Genomic DNA, 22689 nt, shown 5'->3' with positions numbered 1-22689 from the left:
GGGCATTTCAGGTCATTTCCGATGCAAGATCATACGTCGCCCCGCTCGCTCGAGAACTCCATCGCACTGCAAAAACACGGTGTCGGCCAACCGGTCCGACGAAAGGAGGACGACACCCTGGTGCGCGGCAAGGGCCGCTACACCGACGACTTCTCGCTTCCCGGCCAGGCCTACTGCTGGATGGTCCGATCGTCCCATGCCCACGGCATCATCAAGGGCATCGACACGACGGCCGCCCGCACGATGCCGGGCGTGCTCGGGGTCTGGACCGGCGCCGACCTCGCGACTGCCGGTTACAAGCCGCTGACCTGCGGGATCCCGTTCAAGAGCCGCGACGGCTCGCCGCTGCTGCAGACCAACCGCCCGGTGCTGCCGACCGACAAGGTGCGCTTCGTCGGCGATCCCGTCGCCTTCGTGGTCGCCGAGACCGCGGCCCAGGCGCGCGATGCGGCGGAGGCAGTCGAGCTCGACATCGAACCGCTGCCTGCGGTGACCGACGCCGCCGAGGCAGCAAAGCCCGGCGCGCCGCAGCTCTATGATCACATCCCGAACAATGTCGCGCTCGACTATCACTATGGCGATGCCGAGAAGATCGAGGCGGCGTTCGCCAGTGCCGCGCATGTGACGAAGCTCGACATCGTCAACACCCGCGTCGCCGTGGTCTCGATGGAGCCGCGCGTTGCGCTTGCCGCCTACGACGGCAAGACCGAGCGCTATACGCTGCAGGTGCCGACCCAGGGCGTCTCCGGCAACAAGGCGATTCTGGCGCGCATCCTCAACGTGCCGCCGGAGAAGGTGCGCATCCTCACCGCCAATGTCGGCGGCTCGTTCGGCATGAAGAACCTCAACTACCCCGAATACACCTGCATCGCGCATGCGGCGAAGGCGTTGGGCCGGCCGGTGAAGTGGCTGGACGAGCGTTCGACCAGCTTCCTTTCCGACAGCCACGGCCGCGCGCAGTCGATCCATGCCGAGCTGGCGCTCGATGCCGACGGCAAGTTCCTGGCGGTGCGGCTGTCCGGCTACGGCAATCTCGGCGCCTACATCACCGGCGTCGCGCCGGGCCCGCTGTCGGTCAACACCGGCAAGAACCTGGCCAGCGTCTACCGCACGCCGCTGCTCGGCGTCGACATCAAGACGGTCGTGACCAACACCACGCTGATGGGCGCCTATCGCGGCGCCGGCCGGCCCGAGGCCAACTACTACATGGAGCGGCTGATCGACGCCGCCGCCGACGAGATGGGCATCAACCGTCTCACCTTGCGCAAGCGCAATTTCATCAAGCCGCAGCAGCTGCCGTTCCCGGCTGCGTCGGGCGTGACCTATGACAGCGGCGATTTCGGCGGCGTGTTCCAGAAGGCGCTGGAGATCGCCGACTACGAGAATTTTGCCAGGCGCAAGAAGGATAGCAGGAAGAACGGCAGGCTGCGCGGCATCGCCGTCGGCTCCTATCTCGAGGTCACCGCGCCGCCGAGCGGCGAGCTCGGCAAGATCACCTTCGAGCCTGATGGTTCGGTGAAGCTCACCACCGGCACGCTCGACTACGGCCAGGGCCATGCCACGCCGTTTGCGCAAGTGCTGGCGGATCAGCTCGGCGTCCCCTTCGAGAAGATCACACTGGAGCAGAACGACAGCGACCTCGTCCGCTTCGGCAACGGCACCGGCGGCTCGCGCTCGATCACCGCGACCGGGCAAGCGATCGTCGAAGCCTCCGCGCTCGTGGTCGAGAAGGGCAAGCAGGCCGCGGCGCACATGCTGGAGGCGTCCGAGGCCGATATCGAGTTCCGAGGCGGCCGCTTCACCATCGCCGGCACCGACCGCTCGATCGGCATCATGGAGCTCGCCGAGCGGATGCGCGACGGTAAGCTGCCGGAAGGCACGCCCGAGACGCTCGACGTCGATCACGCCACCAAGGAGACTGCGTCGACCTTCCCGAACGGCTGCCACGTCGCCGAGGTCGAGATCGACCCTGATACGGGCGTGATCAGGATCGTGCGCTACGCCGCGGTCAACGACTTCGGCACCGTGGTCAACCCGATGATCGTCGCGGGCCAGCTGCATGGCGGCGTCGCGCAGGGCATCGGCCAGGCGCTGATGGAGGAAGTGAACTACGACGGCTCAGGCCAGCCGATCACCGGCTCGTTCATGGACTACGCGCTGCCGCGCGCCGGCGACGTGCCCTCGATGCAGATCGGCGACCACCCCTCGCCCGCCAAGTCGAATCCGCTGGGGACAAAGGGCTGCGGCGAAGCCGGCTGCGCCGGCAGCCTGGTCTGCATCGTCAATGCGGTGGTCGACGCGCTGTCGGAGTACGGCATCAAGCACATCAACATGCCGCTGACGCCTGAAAAGGTCTGGCGCGCGATCCAGGATGCGAAAAAGACGGCGGCGTAGCTCTCTCGACTCCCTCTCCCCGTTCTTACGCGGTCGAGACGAGCGAAGCTCGCTCTTAGAGGGTTGGGGTGAGGGGCTGCCTCCGCGTGTGATGCAAGCGGACGCACCTGTACCCCCTCACCCGGATCGCATCTGCGATGCGATCCGACCTCTCCCCGCAAGCGGGGCGAGGTGAAAGGACAGGCCGTCGCCGCCAACACCACTGTCATCACCCGCGAAAGCGGGTGATCCAGTATTCCAGAGACGTCAGCGATAGAGCCGAGCGGCCGCGGCGTACTGGATACCCCGCATGCGCGGGGTATGACACCTGTGGCGTGGAGACGGCGCGCCCCTTCCCTACGCCGCGGCCTGCTCGCGCGGCTGGACGATTGCGATGTGCCAGCAATGCGCCAGCGGGGTGGTGCCGTTGGCGACGACCAGCGCGTCGAGCTCGACGAACCGGTGGCCCTTCTTGTCGTAATTGCCGGTGACTTTTGCGCGCGCCGTGAGCTCGTCGCCGATCTTGGCGGCCGACAGCAGCTGCATCCTGGTGCCGACGTGAATCCAGGGCCCGAGGATGGCGTTGTCGACCAAAACCTTGTTCATCACCCGCGGCAGCAGGCCGGGATGGCCGAGACCTTCGCGCAGATAGATCGGATCGGTCTCCCTGATATCGGCGAGATACTCCTTCGCGGCGTCGCCCGACCAGTCGCGCGGGATGGTGCCGAGCCATTTGCCCTGCTCGTAGGACGCTGCGCTCACCGGCTTGCGCTCGGCGACGGCAGCGACCCGCTGGTAGTCGTCGATCGCGAATTTCGGCGCCTCGGCCGGCAGCGAGGCAGTGCCGGTGGCGCAGAGCTCGCCGCGGCTGTGCAGCTCGATCGTCATCCCGTTGCCGGTCTCCTGTCCCGTCAGCTCGGCGATCTCGCCGTCATAGACCGGCTTCACGAACCGCGCCTCGATCAGGCCGCGTTCGAGGAAATCGCGGCCCCATGCCTCCGCCGGCAGATGCATCATGTAGGCCATGACGTCGACGCCGGGCACCAAGCCACCGGAAAAGCCGAATTTCCGCGCCACCGTGTCGTCATGGATCTTGTTCTCGGACAGTTTTGAGGTGTTGTACGCCGAGACGCGGTAGGTCTGCGAAGGCATCAGTTTCCCCTTATTTTGGTGGTTTTTCTGATGCAATCGTAGTCGAACCGAACAGCGTGGCAAGCCTCTCGTTCTGCTCGCAATTTTCCGCCCGATGGAGTACATGGAGCGCGCTTGCCAACCCATGAATCGATGACCGAAGCCACAGCCCCCACCCGAATCTATGTCGATGCCGACGCCTGCCCGGTGAAGGACGAGATCTATCGCGTCGCGATCCGGCTCGGCGTTCCCGTCAGCGTGGTCGCCGGCAATTTCATCCGCGTGCCGCAGGATCCGCTGATCGAGCGCATCGCGGCGGGCGCCGCGATGGATGCCGCCGACGACTGGATCGCGGAACGCGCCCATGCTGGCGACGTCGTGATTACCGCTGATATCCCGCTGGCGAGCCGCTGCGTGAAGGCCGGCGCCGAGGTGATTGCGCCGAATGGCAAGCCGTTCACCGAGCAGTCGATCGGCATGACGCTCGCCGTGCGCAACCTGATGACCGATTTGCGCTCGTCGGGTGAAGTCACCGGCGGACCGAAATCGTTCTCGCCGCGCGACCGCTCGACCTTCATCTCGACGCTCGACCAGACCATCCGCCGCATCCAGCGCCGCCGCACCGAGCCGGCGGCGGGCCAAGGTTAGCGCGATGGCTCCGCCTCTCATCCAGCTCAAGGACATCAGCCTGACTTTTGGCGGCACGCCGCTGCTGTCGGGCGTCGAGCTGTCGGTCTCCGCGGGCGAGCGCGTCTGCCTGATCGGCCGCAACGGGTCCGGCAAATCGACCTTGCTGCGGATTGCTGCCGGGCTCGTCGAGCCTGACGCCGGCAGCCGCTTCGTGCAGCCCGGCGCCACCATCCGCTACCTGCCGCAGGAGCCGGATTTCGGCGACCACAAGACGACGCTGTCCTATGTGGAAGCCGGCCTCGGCCCCGGCGACGACCACTACCAGACGCGCTATCTGCTGGAGCAGCTCGGCCTCACCGGCGAGGAAGACCCCGCGCACGTCTCCGGCGGCGAGGCGCGGCGCGCGGCGCTCGCTCGCGTGCTGGCGCCCTCGCCCGACATCCTGCTGCTGGACGAGCCGACCAACCATCTCGATCTGCCGACCATCGAATGGCTGGAGGCCGAGCTGGAGAGCCGCCGCTGCGCGCTGGTGCTGATCAGCCACGACCGCCGCTTCCTCACCAATCTGTCGCGCAGCACCGCCTGGCTCGACCGCGGCCAGATCCGGCAGATCGACCGCGGCTTTGGCGCCTTCGAGGCCTGGCGCGACGAGGTGTTGGAGGAGGAGGAGCGCGAGCAGCACAAGCTCGACCGCAAGATCGTCAACGAGGAGCATTGGCTGCGCCACGGCGTCTCCGGGCGCCGCAAGCGCAACGTCAAGCGGCTCGGCAATCTCTTCGCGCTGCGCGACCAGCGCCGCAACTATCGCGGCGCCACCGGCAATGCCACCCTCACCGCCTCGGAAGCCGACAAGTCCGGGCGCCTCGTGATCGAGGCCAAGAACATCAGCAAGGCGTTCGGCGAGCGCGTGATCGTCGACGGCTTTTCCACCCGGATCCAACGCGGCGACCGGCTCGGCATCGTCGGCCCGAACGGCGCCGGCAAGACCACGCTGGTGCATCTTCTGATCGGCAACGATCCGCCCGACTCCGGCTCGGTGCGGCTGGGCGCCAATATCGAGATGGCGACGCTGGATCAGCATCGCGAAAGCCTCGATCCAAAACTGACGCTGGCCGAAGCTTTGACCGGCGGCCGCGGCGACCATGTGATGGTCGGCGACAAGCCGAAGCACGTGATCGGCTACATGAAGGATTTTCTGTTCGCGCAGGAGCAGCGCGGCACGCCGCTGGAGGCACTGTCCGGCGGCGAGCGCGGGCGGCTGATGCTGGCGCGCGCGCTGGCAAAGCCGTCAAACCTGCTGGTGCTGGACGAACCGACCAACGACCTCGACCTGGAAACCCTTGACGTGCTCGAGGAAATGCTCGGCGACTATGAGGGCACCGTGATCCTGATCAGCCACGACCGCGACTTCCTCGATCGCGTCGTGACCTCGGTGGTGGTGCCCGAAGGTCAGGGCCGCTGGATCGAATATGCCGGCGGCTATTCGGACATGCTGGCGCAGCGCGGCGCCGATGTGAAGCGCGAGACGGTGAAGGCGCAGGCCGCCGTCGAAGAGAAGAAAGAGGCGAAAGTCGCGGCGCCCGAAGCGGCACCCAGACGCCGGCTGAGCTTCAACGAGAAGCACGCGCTGGATACACTGCCGAAAACCATCGACAAGCTGAACGCCGAGATCGCAAAGCAGCAGAAGCTGCTCGACGACCCGAACCTTTACAGCAAGGATCGCAAGAAGTTCGACGCCGCATCCGCCGCGATCGCCAAGGCGCAGGAAGAATTGACCGCCGCGGAAGATCGCTGGCTCGAGTTAGAGGTGCTGCGCGAGGAGATCGAACAGGCTTGATGATCAATGTCTCACCGTCATTGCGAGCGAAGCGAAGCAATCCATAGCCCCGCATAACGGATAGATGGATTGCTTCGTCGCTGTGCTCCTCGCAATGACGAGAAACTAGAACCGGAGTTGACCCGATGACCACGCCCCTCGCCGCCAAGATCGCCAAGGAGTACGGCACGCCCTGCGCCGTGATCGACATGGACAAGGTCGAGCGCAACATCGCGCGCATCCAGGCCGCCTGCGATGCCGCCGGGATCGCCAACCGTCCCCACATCAAGACCCACAAGAACCCGACCCTGGCGCAGCTGCAGATCAAGGCAGGAGCAAAGGGCATCACCTGCCAGAAACTCGGCGAGGCCGAGATCATGGCCGATGCCGGGATCGACAACATCCTGATCTCCTACAATCTGCTCGGCGACGAGAAGATGGCGCGGCTCGGCGCGCTGCAGGGCAAGGCGAATGTCACCGTCGCGGCCGACAACTCGGTCGTGGTCGGCGACCTGCCGAAGGCCGCCGCCGTCTCCGGCCGTCCGCTCTCGGTGGTGGTCGAATGCGACACCGGCCGCAAGCGCGCCGGCGTCGAGACGCCGGCCGAAGCGATCGCGCTGGCGCGAGAGATCGCTGCGTCGAAGGGCCTGAGCTTCGCCGGCTTCATGCTGTATCCGACCGAGACCGGCTGGGCGGATGCGCAAAAGTTCTACGACGAGGCGCTGGCCGGCGTCCGCGCCCACGGCCTCGATGCCAGCATCGTCTCGACCGGCGGCACGCCGAACCTGAAAAATCTCGGCAAGCTGAAGGGCGGCACCGAGCACCGCTTCGGCACCTACATCTACAACGACCGCATGCAGGTCGCGGCCGGCGTCGCCACCTGGGACGACTGCGCGCTGCATATCTATTCCACCGTCGTCAGCCGCGCCGGCCCGGAGCGCGGCATCCTCGATGCCGGCTCGAAGACGCTGACCACGGATACCGGCGGCCTCGAAGGCCACGGCCTGATCCTCGAGCATCCCGAAGCCAAGATCGCGCGCTTCGCCGAGGAGCACGGCTTTCTCGACCTTTCCCGCAGCAACACCCGCCCCAACGTCGGTGATGTCGTGCGCATCGTGCCCAATCACGTCTGCGTCGTCGTCAACATGATGGACGAGGTCGTGATGGTGCGCGGCGAGGAGATCATCGGCACGCTGCCGGTCGCGGCGCGAGGGAAATTGCGGTAGCGATCTGTAGATCTGTAGGATGGGTAGAGCGCAGCGAAACCCATCAACTTCGTTCCGCACGGAAGAATGATGGGTTTCGCTTCGCTCTACCCATCCTACGGCCTTGGCCGCATCATCCGCGCAGCAGCGCCTGCAACTCCTGCTCCAGCGCGGTGCGAAACACCTCGATCGGCCGCGCCAGGCGGCCGGCCGGCGGGCGATGCACGATCCAGGCGCGAACCGCGGGATTGAAATCGGCGATCTTCACGATCTTGAGCTTGCTGCGCAGCGCACTGCGCTTCAGTGCCAGCGGCGTCACCAGGCCGACGCCGAGCCCGCGCGCCACCAGCGACAGCCGCAATTCGCTGTCGAGCGCCTCGACCGCGACGTTGAACGGCAGATGCGCCGCATCGAAATGGCGCTTCAGCACCTGGCGAAAGCCGCAACCGTCCTGGTTGATCACCCAGCCGATCCGCGACAGCCATTCGAGATCGACCGACTTCGGCGTCTTCATGTCGCGCGCGACCACGAACACCACCGGCTGCGCGCCGAGATCGTCGGCAACGAGATCGGCCGGCGGCGCTACGCCGTCGGGCAGGCAGATCGCGGCCGCATCGAGCTCGTTGCGGCTGACGCGCTCCGCGTGATGCGGCGACCAGCCGGAGACGACGCGCACGGCGAGCGCGGGAAATTCGCCGCGCACCGCATCGAGCGGCCCGGTCAGTCCCGCCTCCGACAAAAACGGCGTCAGGCCGAGCCTGAACTCGCCGCGCACCACGCCGTCACTGGCGACCCCGGTCTTGAGGTCGTCGAGCATGCGCAGCACGCGGCGGCCCTGCTCATAGGCCTCGACGCCGGCCGCCGTCGGCTTCAGCGGTTTTGACAGCCGGTCGAGCAGCTGCGCGCCCAGCATCTCCTCGAGGTTCTGGATCCGACGCGTCACGCCGGGCTGCGTGAGATTGAGCCGCGCCGAGGCCGCGACAATCGATCCGGTCTCGACCACCGCGACGAACGCGACCAGGTCATGGGTGTTCATAACAATCTCGCATATTCTTTATTGGATTATTTGAATTGTAGCATATTAGCCCGATCCCCTAAAGGGGCCTCGCAATCACCTCGCGAGGTTCCATGACCATCTCCGACGCCACAAAGCTTTCACCCGCCGGCGCGGTCTCCGTGCGCCCGCTGATCTGGATCGGCGCCGTCACCACCGGCACCGTCGTCACCAATCTGTTTGCGCCGCAGATCCTGGTCGGCTTGATCGGCGGTTCGCTCGGAATGACCGCGTTGCAGGCCGGACTGATCTCGACGCTGACCCTGCTCGGTTATGCGCTCGGGCTGCTGCTATTGGTGCCGCTGGTCGACCTCGTCGAGAACAAGCGGCTGATCCTGCGCACGCTCGGCTGCGCCATCGTGGCCGCAATCGGCACCGCGCTGGCGCCGACGCCGTGGATCCTGCTCACCGCCACCTTCATTCTCGGCGCCTCCTGCGCGGCGATCCAGATGGTGGTGCCGCTGGTGGCCTCGATGGTGCCGCCGGAGCGCCGCGGACAGGCGATCGGCGACGTCATGAGCGGATTGATGATCGGCATCCTGCTGTCGCGGCCGCTGGCCAGCCTGATCGCGGATGCCTGGGACTGGCGCGGCTACTACGTCACGTCAGCCGTCCTGATGATGGTGCTCGCCGGCGCATTGGCGCGCGCGCTGCCGACGCTGCAGCCGGCAGCGCATGTCGGCTATGGCGCGCTGCTGCGCTCGTTCCCAAAACTGCTGCGCGAGGAGCCGGTGCTGCGCGTCCGCGCCTGGACCGCGGCGCTGGTGATGGCGTCGTTCACCGCGTTCTGGGCAGCAGTCGCGCTGCGCCTGCCCGACGCGCCGTTCCACCTCGACGCCAAGGGCATCGCGCTGTTCGCCCTGATCGGTGTCGCCGGCGCGGTGGCGACGCCGCTGGCGGGCCGCTGGGGCGACCGCGGCTACGCTCGGCCGATGCTGATCGGCTCGCATCTCCTGATCGCCGGCGCGCTGGCGCTGTGCGCCTGGGCCGCGGTGCTGGAGTCGCGGATCGCAGCGCTGCTGGCGCTGAGCGTCGGCACCATCCTGCTCGACCTCGGCATCACCACGGACCAGACGCTCGGCCGCCGCGCGGTCAACCTGCTGCGGCCGGAGGCGCGCGGCCGGATCAACGGCCTGTTCGTGGCGCTGTTCTTCATCGGTGGCGCCGTCGGCGCGGCCGCCGCCTCCGCGGCCTGGAGCTTTGGCGGCTGGACCATGGTCTGCGTGGTCGCCGGAGCGTTCGGCGTGCTCGGCCTCATCACGGACATCGCGACAAGGACGGGATCATCATGAGCCGTATCCAGTAGGATGGGTAGAGCGCAGCGAAACCCATCAACGTCTTCCCGCGCGGAAGAATGATGGGTTTCGCTTCGCTCTACCCATCCTACGGAGCGAGCCACCTCAGCGCGCCCCTCCCGGCGGCCACGCCGGTCGCGAATGACGCCTGCAGCAGATAGCCGCCGGTCGGCGCTTCCCAGTCTAGCATCTCGCCGGCAGCGAAGACGCCGGGCAGCTTCCGCAGCATGAAGTGCTCGTCGAGCTCGGCGAAGCTGATGCCGCCGGCACTCGAGATCGCGCGCGCGATCGGCGCGACACCCGTCAGCTGAACCGGAATTGCGTTGATCAACTGCGCGAGCTCTGCCGGCGAGAACGATGCCAGCGGCCGGCCGGACGCAATGGCCGCCTCCTGCATCAGGCCGATGCCGACAGGTGAGAGTTGCGCCGCCTTGCGCAGGAAATTCGCCAGCGATTGCTTGCCGCGCGTCCCCGACAGGCGGGTGGTCAGCGCGGCGACGTCGAGGTCCGGCCGCAGCGCGACCGTCAGTGTCGCCTGCCCGACACCGAGCACCGCGTCGCGCAGTTCGGCCGACAATGCGTAGATCGCGCCACCCTCGATGCCGGCGCGGGTGATGATCGCCTCGCCGCGCACGGTGTGCGCTCCGATCGTCAGCGCGACGCCCTTCAGCGGCTGGCCCTCGAAGCGATCACGGAAGACATTTGACCACGCGACGGTGAAACCGGAATTGGCCGCGCGCATCGGCGCGATGGCGATGCCCTTCGCGGCGAGGGTTGCCGTCCACGCGCCGTCGGAGCCGAGCCGCGGCCAGCTCGCGCCGCCGAGCGCAAGCACCGTCGCATCGGCCTTGACCGCGCGCGGACCATCCGGCGTTGCGAACAGCAGCCCGCCGGACTCGTCCCAGCCGAGCCAGCGATGCCGGAATGCAAAACGCACCCCCGCGCCATCGAGCCGCCGCAGCCAGGCACGCAGCAGCGGCGAAGCCTTGAACGCCTTTGGAAACACGCGGCCGCTCGAGCCGACGAAGGTCGGCTGCCCCAGCGCCTCGGTCCAGGTGCGCAACGCATTTGGCGGAAATGCCTCGACCGCAGCTTTCAGATGCGGCATCGCCTCGCGGTAACGCGCGAGAAAATCCGGCAGCGGTTCGGAGTGGGTGAGATTGAGCCCGCCGCGGCCAGCCATCAAGAATTTGCGCCCCGCCGACGGCATCGCGTCGAAGACGGTGACGTCAGCGCCACCTTGCGCCAGCACCTCGGCAGCCATCAGGCCGGCGGGGCCGGCGCCGATGACGGCAGTGTGCTTGGCGGGAGATGGGGACATGGGATGCGTCCATTTGCATGAACGTCATTCCGGGGCGATGCAAAGCATCGAACCCGGAATCTCGAGATTCCGGGTCTGGTGCTTACGCACCATCCCGGAATGACAGCCTCACAGCTTGATCCCCGCCCTTGCTGCCGCCTGCGCCACGTATTTCTGCGTCTGCTCGAAGGCGCCCTGCAGCGCCTTGGCGGTCGACATGTCGCCGATCTTGGCAAAGTTTGCGGCGATCGCGTCCGGGGTCCATTCGGATTGCGGCAGGTTGACGCCTTCGGTCTCCAGCACCTTGATCACCGCGAACGAGCCGGCGCCGGCGCCCATGATGGTGCGGGTCGGCGCGTCCTCGCTGAGCAAAAATTCCACCGCGGGCGTGATCGCTTCGGGCCGCATCAGTTGCAGCGCCTGCGGCGGCAGCAGCTCTTCGGTCATCCGGGTCGCGGCGGTCGGCGAGATGATATTGACCTTGATGTTGTTCTTGCGGCCCTCTTCCGCCAGCACGTTCATCAGGCCGACCATGCCGGCCTTCGCTGCACCGTAATTGGCCTGGCCGAAATTGCCGAACAGGCCGGATGACGAGGTCGTCAGCACGATGCGGCCGTAGTTGCGCTCGCGCATGCCGGCCCACACCGCCTTGCAGCAGTAGAAGGTGCCGGTCAGATGCACGCCGAGCACCTTGTCCCAATCGGCGACCTCGAGTTTTGCGAACGACTTGTCGCGCAGGATGCCGGCATTGGCGCACAGCAGGTCGACGCTGCCCCACTCCTTGGTGGCGCGCTCGACCATCGCGGTGACCTGCTCGAAATTGGAGACGTCGGCGCCGTCGGCCATCGCGGTGCCGCCGGCTTTGCGGATCTCCTCGACCACGGCCTCGGCCGGCGACAGCGAGGCGCCGGTGCCATCGCGCGCGCCGCCGAAATCATTGACCACGACCTTGGCGCCGCGGCTGGCCAGCCCCAGCGCATGCGCCCGCCCAAGACCATTGCCCGCGCCGGTGACGATAGCGACGCGTCCGTCAAACCTGATTGCCATTGTCGGTTCCTGCTCTTACTTTCCTTCTCCCCTTGTGGGAGAAGGTGGCGCGAAGCGCCGGATGAGGGGTATCTCTCCGCGAGCTGAGCGCGTGGAGAGATACCCCTCACCCGGCTTCATCTCGCTGCGCTCGATTTCGCCACCCTCTCCCACAGGGGGAGAGGGTGCACCGAGCAAGATTGGCAAGCTTTTGAGCAGCGATGGATGGCCGGGTCAAGTCCGGCCGTGACGGCCGAGAGACGACCAAAGGCTAGTTGAAATAGATCAGGCCGAGCCAATCGGCGACCAGCGCGGGCTTCTCCTCGCCCTCGATCTCGACGGTGACGCTGGTGCGCGACAGCAGCTCCTTCGGCTTGCGCAAGGTCGCCTCCGCCAGCACGAAGCGGCCGCGGACGCGTTTACCGGAGCGGACTGGCGAGAGGAAGCGGAGCTTGTCAAAACCGTAGTTGACGCCCATCGCGGTGCCCTCGACGACCGGCATCACCTCGTAGGACATGATCGACATCAGCGACATCGTCAGAAAGCCGTGCGCGATCGTGGTGCCGAAGGCGGTCTCCTTCTTCGCCCGCTCGGGATCGACATGGATGAACTGATGATCCTCGATCACCCCGGCATAGGTGTCGATACGGCCCTGATCGATCAGGTGCCAGGACGACACGCCGATCTCCTTGCCGACCATGCCCTGGTAGGTTTCCAGCGACACCGGCGGCTTCTTCCAGACTTCGTTCATTGATCAGCTCTCCGATCCGGCCGTCCGCACCCTCTGCAGCTCCGGAAATTCTTCCTCGCGGAACTCTTTTCCGCGCAATGCATCGCTCCGGTTATCGTCATGTTCGAGCCGGCGCAACTGCACGCGGCGGATTTTTCCGGAGATCGTCTTCGGCAGCTCGGTGACCAGCTCGAGCTTGCGGATGCGCTTGAACGGCGCCAGCCGCGTGTGCAAATGCTTGAAGATCGACAGCGCCGTCTCCGGCGTCCGCTCGACGCCGGCCACTAGCAGCACATAGGCCTTCGGGATCGCGAGCCGGATCGGATCCGGGCTCGGCACCACCGCGGCTTCCGCAACCGCATCGTGCTCGAGCAGCACGCTCTCCAGCTCGAACGGCGAGATGCGGTAATCGGAGGATTTGAACACGTCGTCGGTGCGGCCGACGAAGGTGAGATAGCCCTCCTCGTCGGTGAACACGACGTCGCCGCTGCGATAGATCTCGCCGTCGGCACCAACGAGCTTGCCGTCGTCGCCCTGGTAGCCCTGCATCAACCCGGCCGGCCGGTCAGCGCCGAGCAGCAAGGTCACCTCGCCCTCGGTGGCGGCATGGCCGTCATTGTCGGTGACCTGGACCCGATAGCCCGGCAGCGGCCGGCCCATCGAGCCGACCTTCACCTTTTGCCCAGGCGAGTTGCCGGCGAGCGCGGTGGTCTCGGTCTGGCCGTAGCCGTCGCGGATGGTCAGGCCCCAGGCCGCCTGCACCTGGTCGATCACTTCGGGATTGAGCGGCTCGCCGGCGCCGCAGACCTCGCGCAGGGAGACCTTGAAGCTCGAAAGCTGCTCCTGGATGAACAGACGCCACACCGTCGGCGGCGCGCACAGCGTGGTGACGCCGCAGCGGCCGATGGTGGCGAGCAAGCCCTTGGCGTCGAAGCGCGGCTGGTTGACCACGAACACGCATGCGCCGGCATTCCAGGGCGCGAAGAAGCAGCTCCACGCATGCTTGGCCCAGCCCGGCGAGGAGATGTTGAGATGGACGTCGCCGGGCTGCAGCCCGATCCAGTACATGGTCGAGAGATGGCCGACCGGATAGCTGCGCTGGCTGTGCCGCACCAGCTTCGGTTTTGCCGTGGTGCCCGAGGTGAAATAGAGCAGCATCGGGTCGTCGGCCTTGGTCGGGCCGTCGGGCGTGAATACCTCCGGCGCCTTCGCCGCGTCCTCGAACGGCAGCCAGCCGTCGTGCGTCTGCGTCGCGCCGACCACGATGCGCACCAGCTTCTCGCTACCGAGGCCTGCGAACTTCGCGACCTGGTCCTGTGTCGCAACCACCGCCTTCGCCCGCCCGCGGTCGAGCCGGTCGCGCAATTCATCCGGGGTCAGCAGCGTGGTCGCAGGGATCACGACGACGCCGAGCTTCATCGCCGCCAGCATGGTCTCCCACAGCGGCACGACATTGCCGAGCAACAGCAGCAGATGATCGCCGCGCCGCAGCCCCTGCGCGCGCAGGAAATTTGCCACCTGGTTGGAGCGGCGCGACAGGTCGGCGAAGGAGAGCTTTGTTTCGTTGCCGCTGGCGGCGTCGACGATCCACAGCGCCGGACGCTCGCGGCTGTCGGCAGCGCGTCCCAGCTCGTCGAACCAATCCAGCGCCCAGTTGAACGGCACCGGATCCGGCCAGCGAAAATCCCTCACCGCGACCTCGTAGTCGGTGCGGTGCTTGAGCAGAAAGGCGCGTGCGTCCTGGAATGTCGTCATCTTCTTCCGAGCCCGTCGAAGGTGCGTTCAACGTAGCCCGGATGGAGCGCAGCGCAATCCGGGGCCGGTCGCGCAAGCTGGCAAAACTGTCCCGGATTTCGCTGCGCTCCATCCGGGTTACGGCGGAGCCCCGCTATTTCCCAGCGAGGCTGCGAACGTGCTGGATAATTCCGGAAAAGTCGACCCCGCCGTGGCCGGACGCGTCGAAGGCCTTATAGAGCTCCTGCGCATGCTTGCCGAGCGGCGTGACGGCGCCGGCGGCATTCGCCGCGTCCTGCGCCAAGGTCAGGTCCTTCACCATCAGGTTGGAGGCAAAACCCGGCTTGTAATCGTTGTTGGCCGGCGAGGTCGGCACCGGGCCGGGAACCGGGCAATAGGTGGTCAGCGACCAGCACTGCCCCGACGACGTCGAGGCGACGTCGAACAGCGCCTGATGCGACAGGCCGAGCTTTTCGGCCAGCACGAAGGCTTCACCGACCGCGATCATGGAAATGCCCAATATCATGTTGTTGCAGATCTTGGCCGCCTGCCCCGCGCCGCCGCCGCCGCAATGCACGATCTTCTTGCCCATGTTGGCGAGCACCGGCTGCGCCGCCGCGAACGCCTTGGCCTCGCCGCCGCACATGAAGGTCAGCGTCGCGCCCTTGGCGCCGCCGGTGCCGCCGGAGACCGGCGCGTCGACCGAGGCCATGCCGTGTTTCGCCGCCAGCGCATGCGCCTGCTTGGCGCTCTCGACGTCGATGGTCGAGCAATCGATGATCAGCGTGCCCTTGCTCATCGCGGGCAGCACCTCGTTCCAGACGCCGAGCACGTGCTTGCCGGCCGGCAGCATGGTGATGACGACATCGGCGCCCTTCACCGCGCTGGCGCCGCTGTCGGCGATCGCGGCACCATCGCTCTTGGCCTGATCCCGCGAGGCGGCGACCAGATCGAACGCGGTCAACTTGTGGCCGGCCTTGACCAGATTGGCCGCCATCGGCCCGCCCATATTGCCGAGCCCAATGAATGCGACTGCTGCCATGACGGTTCTCCCCTTGCGACGTTTCTATTTGCTGTCTGGAAATTTCAATTCGTCGGCGCCGATCTCGGCGAAGTAAGGCGCGACCATGTCCGGCGTCACGTCCTCGATCCGATCGGGCTGCCATTTCGGATTGCGATCCTTGTCGATCACGGCGGCGCGCACGCCCTCGCGGAAATCGTCGCTGGCAAACACTTCGAGCGCGGCGCGATATTCGCGCACCAGGCACTCTTCCAGCGTCGCGGTCGCCCGCGCCAGCCGCAGCAGCTTGAGCGTCACCACCATGCCGCGCGGCGACTTCTCGCCGAGCGTCTTCAAGGTCGCCTGCGCCAGCTCGGAGCCGTCGGCCTGCAGCGCGGCGACGATGTCTTCCATCTTGCCGCGCGCGAACCAGCCGTCGATCCGAGCCTGCATCGCGGCAACAGGGCCTGCCTTCTCGCCGGTGGCAAAGCCCGCGATCAACCGGTCGATCTCGGCCGAGCTGGTGCGAGGTGCAACCTTGGTTAGCGCCTCGCGCAGCGCCGGCAGCTTTGCGCTCGGCACCACGGCGTCGGCGAATTGCGCGTAGACCGCGTCGGGGCCGTTCATCGTGGTGCCGGTCAGGCCAAAATAGGTGCCGGTCTCGCCGGGCGAGCGCGACAGCAGATAGGTGCCGCCGACATCCGGGAAGAAGCCGAGGCCGACCTCGGGCATTGCGAGCTTGGTCTTATCCGTCACCACGCGATGCCGCGCATGGGCCGACAGGCCGACACCGCCGCCCATCACAATGCCGTCCATGAACGCGACGTATGGCTTCGGAAACTTCTTGATCCGGGCGTTGAGGATGTACTCGTCGCGCCACAGGATCTTGCCGAGATCGCCCTTGACCTTCGAGCTTTCCCAGAGCGCGCGAATGTCGCCGCCGGCGCACAGGCCGCGCTCGCCGGCGCCTTCCAGCACGATCACCGCAACCTCGGGATCGGCCTCGAAGGCGTCGAGCGCGCGGTCAATGTCGTGAAACATCTCCAGCGTCACCGCATTGATCGCCTTCGGCCGGTTGAGGCGGATGATGCCGGCCGTCCCCTCCCTGCGCGCGATCAGGTCGCCGTCGGCAATCGTCGCATCATTCATCGCGCGCCCTCGATCAGTTTGCGCGACACGATCAGCCGCATGATTTCATTGGTGCCTTCGAGGATCTGATGCACGCGCAGGTCGCGCACGATCTTCTCGACGCCGTATTCGCTGAGGTAACCGTAGCCGCCATGGAGTTGCAGCGCCTGGTTGGCCACCTCGAAGCCGACATCTGTGCCGAAGCGCTTTGCCATCGCGCAGAGCATGCCGGCGTCCGGATCCTTGCGGTCGAGCGCCGCCGCCGCGCGCCACAGGAAGGTGCGCGCCGCTTCCAGCTCGGTCGCCATGTCGGCGATCTTGAACTGCAGCGCCTGGAACTCGTCGAGGCGCTTTCCGAACGCCTTGCGGTCCTTCATGTAGGCCAGCGCCTTGTCGAGCGCCGCCTGCGCGCCGCCGAGCGAGCACGCCGCGATGTTGAGGCGGCCACCGTCGAGGCCAGCCATCGCGATCTTGAAGCCGATGCCCTCCTCGCCGAGCCGGTTCTCGACCGGCACCCGGGCGTTCTCGAACATCACGGCGCGGGTCGGCTGCGCATTCCAGCCCATCTTGCGCTCATTGGCGCCGAACGAGACGCCCGGCGTCTTGCCGTCGATGACGATGGTCGAGACGCCGCCGGGACCATCGCCGCCGGTGCGCACCATCGCGACCAGGATGTCGGTGTCGCCGGCGCCGGAGATGAACTGCTTCTGACCGTTGAGGACGTAATGATCGCCGTCGCGCACCGCGCGGGTGCGCAAGGCGGCGGCATCGGAGCCGGCGCCCGGCTCAGTCAGGCAGTAGCTCGCCAACAGCTCCATGGTGCAGAGTTTTGGCAGCCATTTGTGACGCTGGGCGTCGTTGCCATAGGCATCGATCATCCAGGACGCCATGTTGTGGATCGAGATGAAGGCCGAGGTGGTCGGGCACCCCGTCGCCAGTGCCTCGAAGATCAGCGCCGCGTCGAAGCGCGTCATCGCTGAGCCGCCGACGTCGTCCTTGATGTAGATGCCGCCGATGCCGAGGCTCGCCGCCTCGCGCATCACGTCGACCGGAAAATGTTTCTTCTCGTCCCATTCCAGGGCGTGCGGCGCGATCTTCTCCGCCGCAAACGCACGCGCCATGTCGCGAACCGCGATCTGGTCCTCATTGAGAGCGAACTGCATCGCGGCTACCCTTTAAGGCAATCCGCCGTCATTGCGAGGAGCGAAGCGACGAAGCAATCCATTCCTCCATGCGGGGATAGATGGATTGCTTCGCTGCGCTCGCAATGACGGCCAGGCTACACCATCACTTCATCGTCGGGATCGAGAACTCCGCACCCTCCTTGACGCCGGACGGCCAGCGCGAGGTCACCGTCTTGGTCTTGGTGTAGAAGCGGATCGAATCCGGACCGTGCTGGTTGAGGTCGCCGAAGCCCGACTTCTTCCAGCCGCCGAAGGTGTAATAGGCGATCGGCACTGGGATCGGCACGTTGATGCCGACCATGCCGACGTTTACCTTGGCCGCGAAGTCGCGCGCGGCGTCGCCGTCGCGGGTGAAGATCGCAACGCCGTTGCCGTAGTCATGCTCGGACGGCAGCGCCAGCGCCTCGCGATAGTCGTGGGCGCGCACCACCGAGAGCACGGGCCCAAAGATCTCTTCCTTGTAGATCCGCATGTCCTTGGTGACGTTGTCGAACAGCGAACCGCCGAGATAAAAACCCTTCTCGTAGCCCTGCATCTTGAAGCCGCGGCCGTCGACCGCCAGCGTCGCGCCTTCCTTGATGCCGATGTCGATGTAGTTCTTCACCTTCTCGACCGCCTCGCGCGTCACCAGCGGGCCGTAATCCGCCGACGGATCGACCGAGGTGCCGATCTTGAGCGACTCGACGCGCGGGATCAGCTTTTCCATCAGACGGTCGGCGGTGGTCTTGCCGACGGGGACGGCGACCGACACCGCCATGCAGCGCTCACCGGCCGAGCCGTAGCCGGCGCCGATCAGCGCGTCGACGGTCTGGTCCATGTCGGCGTCGGGCATCACGATGGCGTGGTTCTTGGCGCCGCCGAAGCACTGGCAGCGCTTGCCGGTCTGCGCCGCGCGCTCATAGATGTACTGTGCGATCGGGGTCGAGCCGACGAAGCCGATCGCCTTGATATCGGGATCGTCGAGGATGGCGTCGACCGCCTCCTTGTCGCCGTTGACGACGTTGAGGATGCCGGGCGGCAGGCCCGCCTCGATCATCAGCTCGGCGAGCTTCATCGGCACGCCGGGATCGCGCTCCGACGGCTTCAGGATGAACGCGTTGCCGCAGGCGATCGCCGGCGCAAACTTCCACATCGGGATCATGGCCGGGAAGTTGAACGGCGTGATGCCGGCGACCACTCCCAGGGGCTGGCGCAGCGAATAGATGTCGATGCCGGGGCCGGCGCCTTCGGTGTACTCGCCCTTCATCAGATGCGGGATGCCGCAGGCGAACTCGGCGACTTCGAGGCCGCGCTGGATGTCGCCCTTGGCGTCGGGGACAGTCTTGCCGTGCTCGCGCGCGAGCAGCTCGGCGAGCTTGTCATAGTCGCGCTGCACCAGCTCGACGAACTTCATCATGACGCGGGCGCGGCGCTGCGGGTTGGTCGCGGCCCATTCGCCCTGCGCCGCCCTGGCGTTCTCGACCGCGGCGCGGACTTCGGCCTTGGAGGCCAGCGCCACCTTGGCCTGGACCTCGCCGGTCATCGGCTCGAAGACGTCGGCCGTGCGGCCCGACGTGCCCTTGACCTCCTTGCCACCGATGAAATGTCCGACTGAGCGCATGAATAACCTCCCTCTGAGGACCTGAATCGCCGCTTCCAGCGGCAGGATCGCTTTACAAACTCTATTGACCCTGCATTTTACAGGATACAAGTCCGATAAATTGCACCATAGATGTGCGGAAATGCTGGATCAAGGCGGCGGCACCATCGACTGGGACGACTTCCGTTTCGTGCTGGCCATCGTGCGCGGCGGGTCGGTTTCGGCTGCCGCCAAGCAGCTCGGCGTCGATCATGCCACAGTGATCCGGCGTGTCGACCGGCTGGAGCGCCACCTCTCCGCAAAACTGTTTGATCGCCGCAAGACCGGATACTTGCTGACCGAAGCCGGCCAGCGCGTCGCCGACAGTGCCGAGGCGATGGAATCCACCATCGTCGCCAACCAGGAGGCGGTGGGCGGCTCGCGCGCGCATCTCACCGGCACGGTGCGGATCGGGGCGCCCGACGGCTTCGGCAGCCACTTTTTGGCCTCGCGGCTGGTCAAGTTCACCGAGCGGTATCCCGATCTCGATCTTCAGCTGGTCGCCACCGCGCGGCTGTTCTCGCTCTCCAAGCGCGAGGCCGACATTGCGATCAGCCTGACCATGCCGAAGGAAGGCCGCATCGTCGGCCGCAAGCTCTTGGACTACACGCTCGGGCTTTATGCCGCACCGGCCTATCTCGCCAAGGCGCCTGATATCGCCGCGCGCGCCGATCTGCCGAAGCACCGCTTCGTCGGCTACATCGAGGAATTGCTGTTCACGCCGGAACTGGACTATCTGCCGCAGGTCTCGCCGAAGATTTCCGCCAAATTCCGCAGCGCCAATCTGATCGCGCAGCTCAACGCCACCATCGCCGGCTTCGGCATCGCCGTGCTGCCGCATTTCATGGCGACGGCGCATCCGGAGCTGGTGCCGGTGCTGCCGGACGAGGTGCGGATCTCCCGCACCTTCTGGCTCCTGATGCACGCCGACAGCAAGGACCTGGCGCGCATCCGCGCGGTGGCGGATTACACCTACGAGACGGTGGAAGCCGAGCGGGCGTTGTTTGGGGGAAGTGTAACTCCATCCACCCCGCCATCCTGAGAAGGAGTGAAGCTTTGTCCTCACCCACCGCTGTCATCGCCCGGCCTGTGCGCAATTGCGCAGATGGACCGGGCGATCCAGTATTCCAGAGACGGTGGTGAATGAACCGAGAGGCCGCGGCGTACTGGATCGCCCGGTCAAGCCGGGCGATGACAGGTGAGAGGACAAAGCGTCACACCCTCTCAGGATGACGGGTCTGGCTTCGAGCGCGCTGCTCCAGTCCGGCTCGACGGGCTTAATTCACCTTCTTCTTCGCCGGCGCCTTCACCGCCGGCGCGGCACGGCCGAGCACTGCCTCACGGCCGGCACCCAAAATCTCGTCCGACAATTCGCCGGTGCCCGCGATCCGCGACATCACGATGGTGCCCATCATGGTGGCCAGCACACCCATCGCCTGCTTGCGCGCGGCCTTGCGCGGCACGTCGACGATCTGGTCGGCGATCATGTCGATCATCTGCTCGAGCTTGAGCGCAAACGCCTTGCGGGTCTTCGGGCTCTCGCGGGCGATCTCGGCGCCGAGCGACGGCACCGCGCAGCCCTGGCCCGGATCGTCGCGGTGAGCCGCGGTCAGGTAGCCGTCGACGACGGTGGCCAGCCGCTTCTCCGGCGCCACATCGGCGGTGACCTTGCGCCAGCGCTCGGTGGCGCGGTCCATCGCATAATTGAAGGCCTCGATCACCAGCGCCTCGCGCGAGTCGAAATGCGCGTAGAAGCCGCCATGGGTCAGCCCGGCGTCCTTCATCAAATCGGCGACGCCGATGCCGTGGGCGCCCTTCTCGCGCAGCCGGGTTGCGGCCTTGCGCACGATTCGCGCGTGGGTCTCCTGCTTGTGTTCCTTGGAATAGCGCATGCCACTCTCATGAAATGTTTCTAATCATATAACAGCAGATGTACGGCGGAAAAGCTCCAGCTATTTCGCCTTCTATTTCGCCTTGGCCGGCTCGCCGACCATGGAAAAGGTCGCGGTTGCGTGCACTGCGAGATTGCCCTTGCCGTCGCGGACGAAGCCCTCGGTGTAGCTGGTCTGGCGGCCGAGCTTGATGATCTTGCCCTCGGCGGTGATGGTTCCCGAGCGCACCGACAGCGGGCGCAGATAGGCCAGCTTGAGGTCGAGCGTCACCGAGGTCTGCCCGGCCGGCAGCATGGTCGAGATGGCGCAGCCCATGGCGGTATCGAGCAGCGCCGCCGCGGTGGCGCCGTGCAAGAGGCCAATGGTGTTTTCGAGGCTCTCGTGCGGCTCGAGTTCCATCACGATCCGCCCCTCCTCGACCACGCTCATGCGCAGACCGATCAGCCTGGCCATCGGCGGCGGCGGCAGAACGCCGTCGCGGATCGCCCGCATCGCCTCGATGCCCGACATCGGCGCCGCCGCCTGCGCGGCCGGCCCCGGCGCCTGCCACTCCACCACGCGCACGCGCAGCAGGTCGGGCGAAAACAGGTCGGTCGTCTCGGCGGTCATGATGGCTCCATTGGAATGATGATCATAATTCTATAGATGCGATCCTCCCGGCGCAACCCTGGTGCCGCTCCCTTGACAAAGCCGTGCCTTGTCCGGGACATGGCGCGATCAACTCCGGCGCCGGGACCATTCCATGGACATGCTCAATCCCCATTGCGGCATCGACCGCGACTTAAGAGGCGTCGTCCGCCTGACCATCTGCAACGCCGGCAAGCTGAACATCGTCAGCTCTGCGGTGACCGACGGCGTCCGCGCCGGCTTCGAGCATCTGGCGTCCGATCCGACGATCCGTGCGGTGATCCTCGCCGGCGAGAGCGAGCGCAGCATGATCGGCGGCGCCGACATCAAGGAAATGGCGAAGCTCGATCAGAAGTCCGCCGAGGCATTCATCACCCGGCTGCGCGACCTCTGCGAGGCGATACGAAAGTTTCCGGCGCCGGTGATCGCCCGCCTGCCCGGCTGGTGCCTCGGCGGCGGCCTCGAGGTCGCGGCGGCCTGCGATGTCCGCATTGCGGCGCATGATGCGATGTTCGGCATGCCCGAGGTGCGCGTCGGCATCCCCTCGGTGATCCACGCCGCGCTGCTGCCGCGCCTGGTCGGCTGGGGCCGCGCCCGCTGGCTGATGATGACCGCGGAGAACATCGACGCCCCGACCGCGCTGGCCTGGGGCCTGGTCGACACGGTGGCAAAGCCCGGCGGCCTCAATGAGGCCGTCGAGCACACGGTCAAGGCGCTGCTGGAATGCGGCCCCGAGGCGCTGCGCATCCAGAAGGATCTGCTGCGGCAATGGGAAGAGTTGCCGCTGACCGAGTCAGTCAACCTCAGCGTCGGCGTGTTCGGAAAGTCCTTCCTGACCGGCGAGCCGCAGCGCCTGCTGCAGGGGTTTCTGGACCGGAAGCGGTAGCGGTCAGGCACTTGTAGCCCGGATGCAGCGCAGCGCAATCCGGGGCCGCGTTGTCCGCGG

The 22689-nt window shown here is 66.4% G+C and carries 19 protein-coding genes; 7 read left to right on the top strand and 12 right to left on the bottom strand.

Annotation, left to right across the window (positions count from 1 at the left end):
• The first annotated feature begins 21 nt into the window (after positions 1-21).
• Positions 22-2394 carry a xanthine dehydrogenase family protein molybdopterin-binding subunit gene (locus tag XH93_RS18610; RefSeq protein WP_194474666.1) on the top strand — a complete coding sequence of 791 codons (2373 nt, stop codon included), beginning with the start codon at positions 22-24 and terminating at the stop codon, positions 2392-2394.
• 336 nt (positions 2395-2730) lie between these two features.
• On the opposite strand, the gene XH93_RS18605 is transcribed toward XH93_RS18610, so the two are convergent.
• Positions 2731-3525, bottom strand: a complete 795-nt coding sequence (locus XH93_RS18605; protein ID WP_194474665.1) for a hypothetical protein — start codon at positions 3523-3525, stop codon at positions 2731-2733.
• A 132-nt stretch (positions 3526-3657) separates the two neighbouring features.
• Between XH93_RS18605 and XH93_RS18600 the strand changes: the two genes are divergently transcribed.
• From XH93_RS18600 to XH93_RS18590, 3 genes are all read left to right on the top strand, one after another.
• On the top strand, positions 3658-4152 hold the full coding sequence (locus XH93_RS18600) for a YaiI/YqxD family protein (RefSeq protein ID WP_194474664.1): 495 nt from the start codon (positions 3658-3660) through the stop codon (positions 4150-4152).
• 4 nt (positions 4153-4156) lie between these two features.
• On the top strand, positions 4157-5971 hold the full coding sequence (locus XH93_RS18595) for an ABC-F family ATP-binding cassette domain-containing protein (protein WP_194474663.1): 1815 nt from the start codon (positions 4157-4159) through the stop codon (positions 5969-5971).
• Between the two features lie 125 nt (positions 5972-6096).
• The gene (locus XH93_RS18590) at positions 6097-7176 is read left to right on the top strand and encodes a D-TA family PLP-dependent enzyme (RefSeq protein ID WP_194474662.1); all 1080 of its coding nucleotides are present in this window, start codon (positions 6097-6099) and stop codon (positions 7174-7176) included.
• A gap of 112 nt (positions 7177-7288) precedes the next feature.
• On the opposite strand, the gene XH93_RS18585 is transcribed toward XH93_RS18590, so the two are convergent.
• A complete protein-coding gene (locus tag XH93_RS18585; RefSeq protein WP_194474661.1) occupies positions 7289-8191 on the bottom strand; it encodes a LysR family transcriptional regulator in 903 nt (300 codons plus the stop codon).
• A 92-nt stretch (positions 8192-8283) separates the two neighbouring features.
• On the opposite strand from XH93_RS18585, the gene XH93_RS18580 reads away from it, so the two are divergent.
• On the top strand, positions 8284-9501 hold the full coding sequence (locus XH93_RS18580) for an MFS transporter (RefSeq protein ID WP_194474660.1): 1218 nt from the start codon (positions 8284-8286) through the stop codon (positions 9499-9501).
• Between the two features lie 91 nt (positions 9502-9592).
• On the opposite strand, the gene XH93_RS18575 is transcribed toward XH93_RS18580, so the two are convergent.
• The 8 genes from XH93_RS18575 to XH93_RS18540 form a co-directional block, all read right to left on the bottom strand.
• Positions 9593-10768 carry a TIGR03862 family flavoprotein gene (locus XH93_RS18575; RefSeq protein WP_246799717.1) on the bottom strand — a complete coding sequence of 392 codons (1176 nt, stop codon included), beginning with the start codon at positions 10766-10768 and terminating at the stop codon, positions 9593-9595.
• 165 nt (positions 10769-10933) lie between these two features.
• Complete coding sequence (locus XH93_RS18570) at positions 10934-11851, bottom strand: SDR family NAD(P)-dependent oxidoreductase (RefSeq protein WP_194474658.1); 918 nt, start codon at positions 11849-11851, stop codon at positions 10934-10936.
• A 250-nt stretch (positions 11852-12101) separates the two neighbouring features.
• Complete coding sequence (locus tag XH93_RS18565; protein WP_139861382.1) at positions 12102-12581, bottom strand: MaoC family dehydratase; 480 nt, start codon at positions 12579-12581, stop codon at positions 12102-12104.
• A 3-nt stretch (positions 12582-12584) separates the two neighbouring features.
• On the bottom strand, positions 12585-14315 hold the full coding sequence (locus XH93_RS18560; RefSeq protein ID WP_194474657.1) for an AMP-binding protein: 1731 nt from the start codon (positions 14313-14315) through the stop codon (positions 12585-12587).
• A gap of 133 nt (positions 14316-14448) precedes the next feature.
• On the bottom strand, positions 14449-15336 hold the full coding sequence (mmsB, locus tag XH93_RS18555) for a 3-hydroxyisobutyrate dehydrogenase (protein ID WP_194474656.1): 888 nt from the start codon (positions 15334-15336) through the stop codon (positions 14449-14451).
• 24 nt (positions 15337-15360) lie between these two features.
• On the bottom strand, positions 15361-16443 hold the full coding sequence (locus tag XH93_RS18550; protein WP_194474655.1) for an enoyl-CoA hydratase/isomerase family protein: 1083 nt from the start codon (positions 16441-16443) through the stop codon (positions 15361-15363).
• A complete protein-coding gene (locus XH93_RS18545; RefSeq protein WP_194474654.1) occupies positions 16440-17585 on the bottom strand; it encodes an isobutyryl-CoA dehydrogenase in 1146 nt (381 codons plus the stop codon). Before XH93_RS18545 ends, XH93_RS18550 begins: the two co-directional genes overlap by 4 nt.
• A gap of 124 nt (positions 17586-17709) precedes the next feature.
• Positions 17710-19206, bottom strand: coding sequence for a CoA-acylating methylmalonate-semialdehyde dehydrogenase (locus XH93_RS18540; protein WP_194474653.1), 1497 nt, complete (start codon positions 19204-19206; stop codon positions 17710-17712).
• Positions 19207-19327: 121 nt separating this feature from the next.
• On the opposite strand from XH93_RS18540, the gene XH93_RS18535 reads away from it, so the two are divergent.
• On the top strand, positions 19328-20266 hold the full coding sequence (locus XH93_RS18535; RefSeq protein ID WP_194474652.1) for a LysR family transcriptional regulator: 939 nt from the start codon (positions 19328-19330) through the stop codon (positions 20264-20266).
• 235 nt (positions 20267-20501) lie between these two features.
• Here the strand turns inward: XH93_RS18535 and XH93_RS18530 are convergent, their stop codons facing one another.
• The gene (locus tag XH93_RS18530) at positions 20502-21116 is read right to left on the bottom strand and encodes a TetR/AcrR family transcriptional regulator (RefSeq protein WP_139484114.1); all 615 of its coding nucleotides are present in this window, start codon (positions 21114-21116) and stop codon (positions 20502-20504) included.
• A gap of 72 nt (positions 21117-21188) precedes the next feature.
• Positions 21189-21725 carry a PaaI family thioesterase gene (locus XH93_RS18525; protein ID WP_139861390.1) on the bottom strand — a complete coding sequence of 179 codons (537 nt, stop codon included), beginning with the start codon at positions 21723-21725 and terminating at the stop codon, positions 21189-21191.
• A gap of 133 nt (positions 21726-21858) precedes the next feature.
• Here XH93_RS18525 and XH93_RS18520 point away from each other — a divergent pair, with 133 nt between their 5' ends.
• Complete coding sequence (locus XH93_RS18520) at positions 21859-22629, top strand: enoyl-CoA hydratase (RefSeq protein ID WP_194474651.1); 771 nt, start codon at positions 21859-21861, stop codon at positions 22627-22629.
• Positions 22630-22689: the final 60 nt, after the last annotated feature.

This window comes from Bradyrhizobium sp. CCBAU 51753 (assembly GCF_015291565.1).
Taxonomy (GTDB): domain Bacteria; phylum Pseudomonadota; class Alphaproteobacteria; order Rhizobiales; family Xanthobacteraceae; genus Bradyrhizobium; species Bradyrhizobium ivorense.
This window is presented reverse-complemented; position numbering and strand designations above follow the sequence as displayed.

Coding starts and splice junctions, on each gene's coding strand:
- mmsB (WP_194474656.1), bottom strand. CDS start 15,336: ATGGCAGCAGTCGCATTCATTGGGCTCGGCAATATGGGCGGGCCGATG.
- XH93_RS18535 (WP_194474652.1), top strand. CDS start 19,328: ATGCTGGATCAAGGCGGCGGCACCATCGACTGGGACGACTTCCGTTTC.
- XH93_RS18525 (WP_139861390.1), bottom strand. CDS start 21,725: ATGACCGCCGAGACGACCGACCTGTTTTCGCCCGACCTGCTGCGCGTG.
- XH93_RS18580 (WP_194474660.1), top strand. CDS start 8,284: ATGACCATCTCCGACGCCACAAAGCTTTCACCCGCCGGCGCGGTCTCC.
- XH93_RS18530 (WP_139484114.1), bottom strand. CDS start 21,116: ATGCGCTATTCCAAGGAACACAAGCAGGAGACCCACGCGCGAATCGTG.
- XH93_RS18520 (WP_194474651.1), top strand. CDS start 21,859: ATGGACATGCTCAATCCCCATTGCGGCATCGACCGCGACTTAAGAGGC.
- XH93_RS18585 (WP_194474661.1), bottom strand. CDS start 8,191: ATGAACACCCATGACCTGGTCGCGTTCGTCGCGGTGGTCGAGACCGGA.
- XH93_RS18565 (WP_139861382.1), bottom strand. CDS start 12,581: ATGAACGAAGTCTGGAAGAAGCCGCCGGTGTCGCTGGAAACCTACCAG.
- XH93_RS18575 (WP_246799717.1), bottom strand. CDS start 10,768: ATGGCTGCCGAGGTGCTGGCGCAAGGTGGCGCTGACGTCACCGTCTTC.
- XH93_RS18610 (WP_194474666.1), top strand. CDS start 22: ATGCAAGATCATACGTCGCCCCGCTCGCTCGAGAACTCCATCGCACTG.
- XH93_RS18590 (WP_194474662.1), top strand. CDS start 6,097: ATGACCACGCCCCTCGCCGCCAAGATCGCCAAGGAGTACGGCACGCCC.
- XH93_RS18545 (WP_194474654.1), bottom strand. CDS start 17,585: ATGCAGTTCGCTCTCAATGAGGACCAGATCGCGGTTCGCGACATGGCG.
- XH93_RS18550 (WP_194474655.1), bottom strand. CDS start 16,443: ATGAATGATGCGACGATTGCCGACGGCGACCTGATCGCGCGCAGGGAG.
- XH93_RS18540 (WP_194474653.1), bottom strand. CDS start 19,206: ATGCGCTCAGTCGGACATTTCATCGGTGGCAAGGAGGTCAAGGGCACG.
- XH93_RS18600 (WP_194474664.1), top strand. CDS start 3,658: ATGACCGAAGCCACAGCCCCCACCCGAATCTATGTCGATGCCGACGCC.
- XH93_RS18605 (WP_194474665.1), bottom strand. CDS start 3,525: ATGCCTTCGCAGACCTACCGCGTCTCGGCGTACAACACCTCAAAACTG.
- XH93_RS18570 (WP_194474658.1), bottom strand. CDS start 11,851: ATGGCAATCAGGTTTGACGGACGCGTCGCTATCGTCACCGGCGCGGGC.
- XH93_RS18560 (WP_194474657.1), bottom strand. CDS start 14,315: ATGACGACATTCCAGGACGCACGCGCCTTTCTGCTCAAGCACCGCACC.
- XH93_RS18595 (WP_194474663.1), top strand. CDS start 4,157: ATGGCTCCGCCTCTCATCCAGCTCAAGGACATCAGCCTGACTTTTGGC.